Here is a 6,797-nt window from a genome sequence, read left to right as displayed (position 1 = left end):
CAGTCCGCCCAGGGCAGCACCAAGCCGCAGCTCACCATCGTCTTCGAGACCGGCACCACCACCCCGCCCGCCTCCCTCGCCCTCTCCGGCCCGCTCACCCAGCCCGAGGGCAACAGCGGCTCCACCAACTTCGCCTTCACCGTCACCCGCTCCGGCGACACCACGCAGCCCGCCAGCGCAAGCTGGGCCGTCGCCGGCAGCGGCACCAACCCGGCCAGCGCCAACGACTTCGCCGGCGCCACCCTGCCCGCCGGAACCGTCAGCTTCGCCCCCGGCGAAACCTCCCAGACCATCGCCGTCCAGGTCGCCGGCGACACCACCGTCGAACCCAATGAGACCTTCACCCTCACCCTCTCCAACCCAACCGGCGCCACCATCGCCAACGCCTCCACCACCGCAACCATCACCAACGACGACGTGGCGGCCGGGCCGGCCTTCGACGAATCCTATATCGCGACGAGCTATTCCGGGCGGATGCGCGCGCTGGAATACGGGAACGCCAGCAAGTCCTTCTTCCACGACGGCCACTGGTTCGCGGTGCTGCCGGACGGGCCGAAATGGGCCGTGGAGCGCTTCGACGGACCGGTCCCCGGCGCCGGCCAGCGGGGCGGCTGGACGAAGGCGAGCACCGACAATTTCCTCGACAACAACCGCGCCTCCGACATCGCCTGGGACGACGCGACCGACTCGCTCTACGTGCTGCAATACTCCAGCACATCCGCCTCGCCGCGGATGTTCAAGCTGAGCTACGACACAGCGACCGACCGCTTCGTCCAAACCGCCGAGGCGCAGATCGCCGGCCCTGGCGGTAAGCTGGGCTCCGCCAGCTGGAGCAAGAACGCCGAACTTGTGATCGGCATGGACAGCTTCGGCACGCCGCTGGTCGCGAACATCGGCAAGACGACGAGCGGCGCGGACCGCGGCCTCAACCTCGCATGGGGCAGCAAGGACCTCGCCACCTGGTCGGAGGTGCGGATCGACGCCGATCCGACCGGCGCCGGCGGCAACAGCAAGGCCGACATCGTCTCCTTCACGCTGAACGGCACGCCGATGATCGGCATCGCCTACAGCGCGGACACTTCAGGACTCCAGGACAACGGCGCCTATGGCGACTGGAAGTTCGCCTGGCGCCCGGCCTCGGCCAACCCGGCGGACTACGCGGGCGGATGGACTGTCGAGACCTACAACACCCCCGTGGGCGTGGACAATCACCTGTCTGCCGCCTGGGACGGTCGCAACATCTTCATCGTGATGAAGGACAACCACAACGACATCTGGCTGACCCGCGGCCTGCCCGGCAGTTGGGAAACGGTGAGGGTCCTGGATTCCACCGGCGCGGACCGGGAGCCGAGCCGGCCGACCATCGTCGTGGACCAGGCCGACGACCGGCTGCTGATCTTCTACCAGCGGAACCTCAACGCGCCCTATGGCGACATCTACATGAAGACCCAGAGCCTGACGGGACCGCTGTCCTTCGACGAAGCGGAGCTCGGCACGCGGGCGATGCGCACCACGACAGGCGCGAGCCTCGTGGATCCGCAGGGACCCGTGCATGCGGTGGACGCCAGCATGGACGGCGCCTTTCACCTCTTTGCCGCGGATGCCGACCTGCGGCAGGTCTGGTCCAACCGCGTGGATCTCGGCGTTGGTGAGTTGATCGGCTGAGGCGCGGACCAGCGCGCCGCACGAGCCTGAACACGCGACCTCAGCAGAACGGCGCCGCCGCCTCGTAGAGCGTCGCGAGCGGCATCGGATAGGGATGCCGGACCTCGTGCGCCGGAATGCCACGGAAGGCGCTCTCGAGCAGCCGGCACTCCACCTCGCCCGCGGTCTCGATCAGTGAGTTGGCGCGGTCCGGAAAGGCGAAGCGGAACTGCTGGTAGGCAGCGGTCAGCGCCGCGCGCTCGAAGGCCAGGGAATGCACCATGCGCCGCGCGACCCGTTCCGGCTCGACCGGCACCACGCGCGTCCCGGGCCCGGCGGCGAGCATGGGCAGGAAGATGCGGTCGAGCGGCGCGCGACCCGTCCAGACATGCTCGCCGAAGACGACGCGCGGCGGGATGCGGTCGATGCCCTGCCACGCCGTCCCGCCCTCACGGCTCAGCCGGCGCAGCACGTCGAAGGGCCGCCCGCGCAGGCGCGCGAGGCCAGGCACCATCCCGTAGCCCCGGCGGAACCACCGCCAGAGCCGGAAGCGCGCCGGCTGCCGGTCGGCCAACCGGGCGGCGAAGTCCGGCATCTGCCGCAGTTGCCAGTCCCAGATGCGCGCGACGACGGAGATGCCGTGCAGGCCCGGCGGGTCGCCTCCGACGACCGTCCATTCATCCGCGACGTAATCGGCACCCGCCGCCATGAAGGGCAGCAGCATCTCGGTCTTGCCGCCCTTCTGCCATCCCGCCACCAGCACGCCCTTCCCGCGAAAGACGAAGGAGGAGGCGTGCAGCATCACATGCCGCCGCTGCAGCAGGTACAGGCCAAGGATCGACGTGAGCAGCGGCACCGCGGCAATGGCGCGCTCGCAGGTGATCTCGAAGCCATCTTCGCCGAGCCGAGACAGGTCCATGCGGGCGCGGTGGCCGCGGCCATCGAAAAGGTAGAAATGCGAATCGTCGAACCCGGCCTGCTCGAGGCCGAGCAGCCGCAGTTCGCCTTCCGGCGGCAGGTGATCGACGAAGGCGATGACGATGTCCGCCCGGCGCGGGGGCCGCTCGACAGGCGCACCGATCTCCTGCGTCAACGCGGCCACGATGTGCGCCGGCGCGCTACGCAGCCGCAGGGTGAGCAGGCCGTGGACATCGAATTCCGTGACGGCCGGATCGCGTGACGGCCGCGGTGACCCGTCCATGCTCCTGCTCTCCCTTGTCTCGCCATGGCCGCGATCCGGCCGCCCGCCCGCGCCGCATCAGGCGGCCCGCCTCCGCGCCGTCAGCGCCCGCGTCACCGCCCAGCGCCGCAGTTCCGGGAAGGTGTCGTCGAGGCGCAACGCGTCGCGGCCCATCCACGCCAGCAGCAGCAGCGTCGCCGCGCCCAACGGTGCCGCGACCCATATGCCGCCGGGCACCAGGACATGCAGCGCCAGCAGCGGCGGCGCCACGAACAGCAGCGCATGCAGCCAGCGATGCGCCGGCGGAACCGGCGCGATCCCGGCCACCTTCCACAGCGCGACCTGCTTGAGCAGGTTGTGCAGGATCATCGTCGCGGCGGTCGCGATCGCCGCGCCGAGCGCGCCCCAGCGCGGCACCAGCAGCAGGTTCAGCAGCAGGTTGGCCAGCGCCGCCGAGAGGTCGATCAGCAGCACGTGGCGCAGCTTGCCGAGCACCTTGAGCGTCAGCCCGTTGAAGCCGGAGGCGGTCTGGATGAAGAAGGCGCAGGACAGCAGCGCAAGGAACGGCGCCGATCCCGCATAGTCCGGGCCGAACAGCCCGACCGTCACCGGCCCGGCGAAGCCGCACATCAGCAGGAACGGCGGGAAGGCCAGCGCCGCCATCCAGAGCGCCGACCGCCAGTAGAAGGCCTCGAGCCCGGCCTGGTCCCCGCGCGCATGCAGCCGCGCGGCGATCGGCATGTAGAGAGTCGCGAAGGTCCCGCTGACCAGCAGGATGACCTGACCCAGCGGCATCACGGCACGAAACGCCGCGACCGCCTCCGCGCCATGGAAATAGCCGAGGAACAGGCCCGCCGAGGATTCCATCAGCGCCCAGACCAGCGTCGAGCCGAGTAGCGGCAGCGCGAAGCCGAACATCTCGCGCAGCGGACGTTCTGGCGGCGTGGCGCGCCATGCCCCGCTCAGCCCGCGCTCGCGCAGCAGCGCGACGAACATCGCCGCGGAGACCACCACCCCGACCGCCGCCACCGCCAGGTAGCCGAGGGCGAGCGTCGTGACCTGCGCGCCAGCGCCCAGCATGCCGAGAACGACGAGCAGCCGCAGCGTCGGCAGCAGCACCGACTGGCGCAGCACGATCGCGCGCGCGCTGCCGAAGGCCGCGAAGAGGCTGGTGAACAGCGCCTCGATCGCCTGCAGCGGGATCAGCAGCGCCATCACCGCAAGCAGGCGCAACGCCTCGGGGTCGTCGATCGGGCGCAGCCCGGCCAGCGTGACAGCGGCGATCGCCGCGGCCGCGCAGGCCACGCCGCCGAGGCAGGTGACGGCGAAGGCGACCCGGATCGCGCCGAACAGCTTCGCCGTCTCGCCGCGCTCCCGGTAGATCGGCAGGAAGCGCGCGACCACGCTCGGCATCTCGAACAGCGCGAAGGCCTGCAGCAGCGCGACGGCCGACAGCGCAAAGGCGAACGCGCCGAACTCGCCCTTCGACAGCGCGCGCACCAGCACCACCTGGGTCAGGAAGCCGATGCAGAAGGCGAAGACGCGCCCGGCCAGCAGCAGGCTCGAGCCCCGCACATGCTCGGCCGATGCGGCGTCTGGGCGCTGCGTGCCGGCTTCCGGCTCCGTGCCCTTCGGGCCAGCAGCGCTCACGCTCGTCTCCTCGCGATCGGCGCGGATGCGGACAGTCGCAGCGCCCTCGGCGGCGGCCCAAGGCGCTACGGCGACCGGCCACGAAAACCTATTGAGGACGCGTCCGCACCCACAAGACGGCCTGCCATCACATCGCCTTGGCCACACCGCGCCACACGCGATCGTGGCGCGAAGGCGGCGTCGCAGGCCGGCTTCAGGCGAATGTGACGCGACGCCACGCCGCACGGCGGGGACAACGCCGCCGTGACCTTCCTAGAGTCGCGCCCGCGGTGCCGCGCCATCTGGCGTCACGCCGAGAGCGGCCCGCGCAACCTGGCCCGGAGGATTGCCGCGTGCAGGCGGAACATCGGCTCGGACTGCGCGTGCTGCGACGCGTGCATGCGCACCGCGATCGCCTCGGCGTGCTCGGGTCCTGGATCGTGCCGCGCACGCTCAACCCGGGGCGCCTGTGGTTCCTGCGCCCGGGCTGCACCCCTGCGCAGGTCGCCGCCACGCTGCACGCGCGCGGCATCGCGCATGCGCTGCTGGGCGGCCCCGGCACCACGCCGCCCGCGGCCCGCGACGCGGCCTTTGAATTGCTAATCGAGGACGACGGTGCGGAGGTTGTCCGCCCCTTCGTCTCCGACTGGCCGATCGGCCTGCCCTGCCGCATCTACTCCACCACTGGCCTGCCCGGCTTTTGCGTCGGCAGCTGGACACCGCCGACCCAGAACTCGCTGGACGGGACCGGCTTCCCGGACGAGATGGCGGTCTTCCCACCGCATCTCTCGGCGGCGCTGCTGCGCCGCGCCGCGCCCGGCCAGGCAGACTTCATGTTGCCGCATCCCGAGGACCGGTTCCTGTCCTTCGCCTACCGCCTCGCCTACCTGCTCGGCGACGCTTCGGGCCTGAGCAGCGCGGCCGATGGCGCGTCGCCAACCGCGGCACCCGTGGCGTCGCCGCTCCGCGGCCTCGCCTCCGCCGCCGGCCTCGGCCTGCCCGCCGTCCTGACGCTCGAAGCGCTGGACGAGGTCCTGGCCCGCTCGGGCTGGCGCCCGCCGCGCGACGTGCTGGAGCGGCTGGCCGTCCACCATCCCTGGATCGCGCGCCGCTTCTTCGCGATGCCGGGCGGGCGGGAAGCGCCCGGCTTCACCGTCTTCTTCCTCCGCCAGCGCGCGGTGGATGCCGGGCGCGCGCCACACATCGCCGCGCTGCTCGAGCGCCGCGGATTCGAGATCCTGGCGCAGGTGCCGCTCGACGGCGCGCTGCGCGCGGCGGCCGCCCGCATGGTGCGCGGCGGCAACTGGGGACGCAACGGATTCCCAGAGAGCGGCGGCGACCCGGCATTGCTGTTCCTCACGCTGGACCTGATCCCGCGCCCGGTGGGTGCGGCGGAGGCGCGCGAGCAGCCGACGCTCGACAACGGCCGCATCCACCGCGTGAAGCGGGAATTGCGCGACGCGGTGACGGACGGCCTCGATCCCGCGCGGCACTACAATGGCGTGCATTCCTCCGACAACAGTGGCGATGCCTGGCACATCGTAGAATCGCTGCTGCCCGATCGCCTGGCCTCGCTGCGCGCCCAGGTCGCTGCGCGCCGCACCGCCTTCGCCACGTCCGACGAGGTCGTCGCAGACCTGACCGGCAGCGGAGAGCGCGCCAAGGTCGAGCTGGTCCGCCGCGATGGGCACCTCGCCGTCCGCAAGACCTGGCGCCCGCATGCCCTGGCGGCGATGCAGCGCGAGGTCGACTTCCTCGCGCGCTTCGCGTCCGAGCGCACGGAGCTGCTGCCGCCGCTCGAGACCGGCGACGGCTGGATGATCACGCCCTTCCAGGACAACGCCTTTGCCTGGCGCGGCCGGGCCGGCGCGCGGCTGATGCCGCTCGGGGCCACACGGCAGCTTGGCGACTTCATCCGTCACCTGCTGCGGCACGGCTGCGACCCGGCCGAGCTCGCGCCCGAGCGCCATGCACTTATCGATCGTACCGGAGCGCTGCGCCTCGTCGGCTTCGACGGAATCAGGCAAGGTGCGGAGCCGTTGCCGCCGGAGCGCGCCACCTGCTTCGCCGAGGGCCGCTACGGACGCCTGTGGTATCCGCACACCGGGCTCAGCCTGCGCAGCCTGTTGCACGACCCGCCCTGGCTGCAGGCGGCGAAGCGCGCGGTGAACCACCCGGCGCACCGCCTGGCCGCGGCGCTGCAGGGTATGCTCGGGGCGCCCCGCGCGCGCGTCACGCAGGCGATCCGCCACCATGGCCCACGCCTGTTGCGGCTTGCCTCCGCGTGGCGCCGGCCGCGCGCGGCGGCGCCGGACACGGGCCAGCCGGCGCGCTGACGCCGGCG

The 6,797-nt window shown here is 71.8% G+C and carries 5 protein-coding genes; 3 read left to right on the top strand and 2 right to left on the bottom strand.

Annotation, left to right across the window (positions count from 1 at the left end):
- Positions 1–1,665 (top strand): Calx-beta domain-containing protein (locus L2I40_RS16180; RefSeq protein ID WP_372491070.1); only part of this gene is annotated, 1,665 nt, incomplete at its 5' end.
- Between the two features lie 40 nt (positions 1,666–1,705).
- Here L2I40_RS16180 and L2I40_RS16175 read toward each other — a convergent pair.
- The gene (locus L2I40_RS16175; protein WP_237216229.1) at positions 1,706–2,446 is read right to left on the bottom strand and encodes a hypothetical protein; all 741 of its coding nucleotides are present in this window, start codon (positions 2,444–2,446) and stop codon (positions 1,706–1,708) included.
- Here L2I40_RS16175 and L2I40_RS16170 point away from each other — a divergent pair.
- Positions 2,438–2,824, top strand: coding sequence for a hypothetical protein (locus L2I40_RS16170; protein WP_237216228.1), 387 nt, complete (start codon positions 2,438–2,440; stop codon positions 2,822–2,824). The two genes, L2I40_RS16175 and L2I40_RS16170, sit on opposite strands and share 9 nt — an antisense overlap.
- A 78-nt stretch (positions 2,825–2,902) precedes the next feature.
- On the opposite strand, the gene L2I40_RS16165 is transcribed toward L2I40_RS16170, so the two are convergent.
- On the bottom strand, positions 2,903–4,474 hold the full coding sequence (locus L2I40_RS16165; protein ID WP_237216227.1) for a flippase: 1,572 nt from the start codon (positions 4,472–4,474) through the stop codon (positions 2,903–2,905).
- Between the two features lie 332 nt (positions 4,475–4,806).
- Between L2I40_RS16165 and L2I40_RS16160 the strand changes: the two genes are divergently transcribed.
- A complete protein-coding gene (locus tag L2I40_RS16160; RefSeq protein WP_237216226.1) occupies positions 4,807–6,789 on the top strand; it encodes a hypothetical protein in 1,983 nt (660 codons plus the stop codon).
- Positions 6,790–6,797 lie beyond the last annotated feature (8 nt).

Origin of the sequence: Falsiroseomonas oryziterrae (assembly GCF_021864505.1) — a bacterium.
Lineage (GTDB): Bacteria > Pseudomonadota > Alphaproteobacteria > Acetobacterales > Acetobacteraceae > Falsiroseomonas > Falsiroseomonas oryziterrae.
The sequence above is the reverse complement of the archived record's forward strand: the minus strand, read 5'-3'. Positions and strand labels throughout refer to the sequence as shown.

Excerpts from the sequence above, each read along its gene's own strand:
- L2I40_RS16175 (WP_237216229.1), bottom strand. The coding sequence starts at position 2,446 with ATGCTGCACGCCTCCTCCTTCGTCTTTCGCGGGAAGGGCGTGCTGGTG.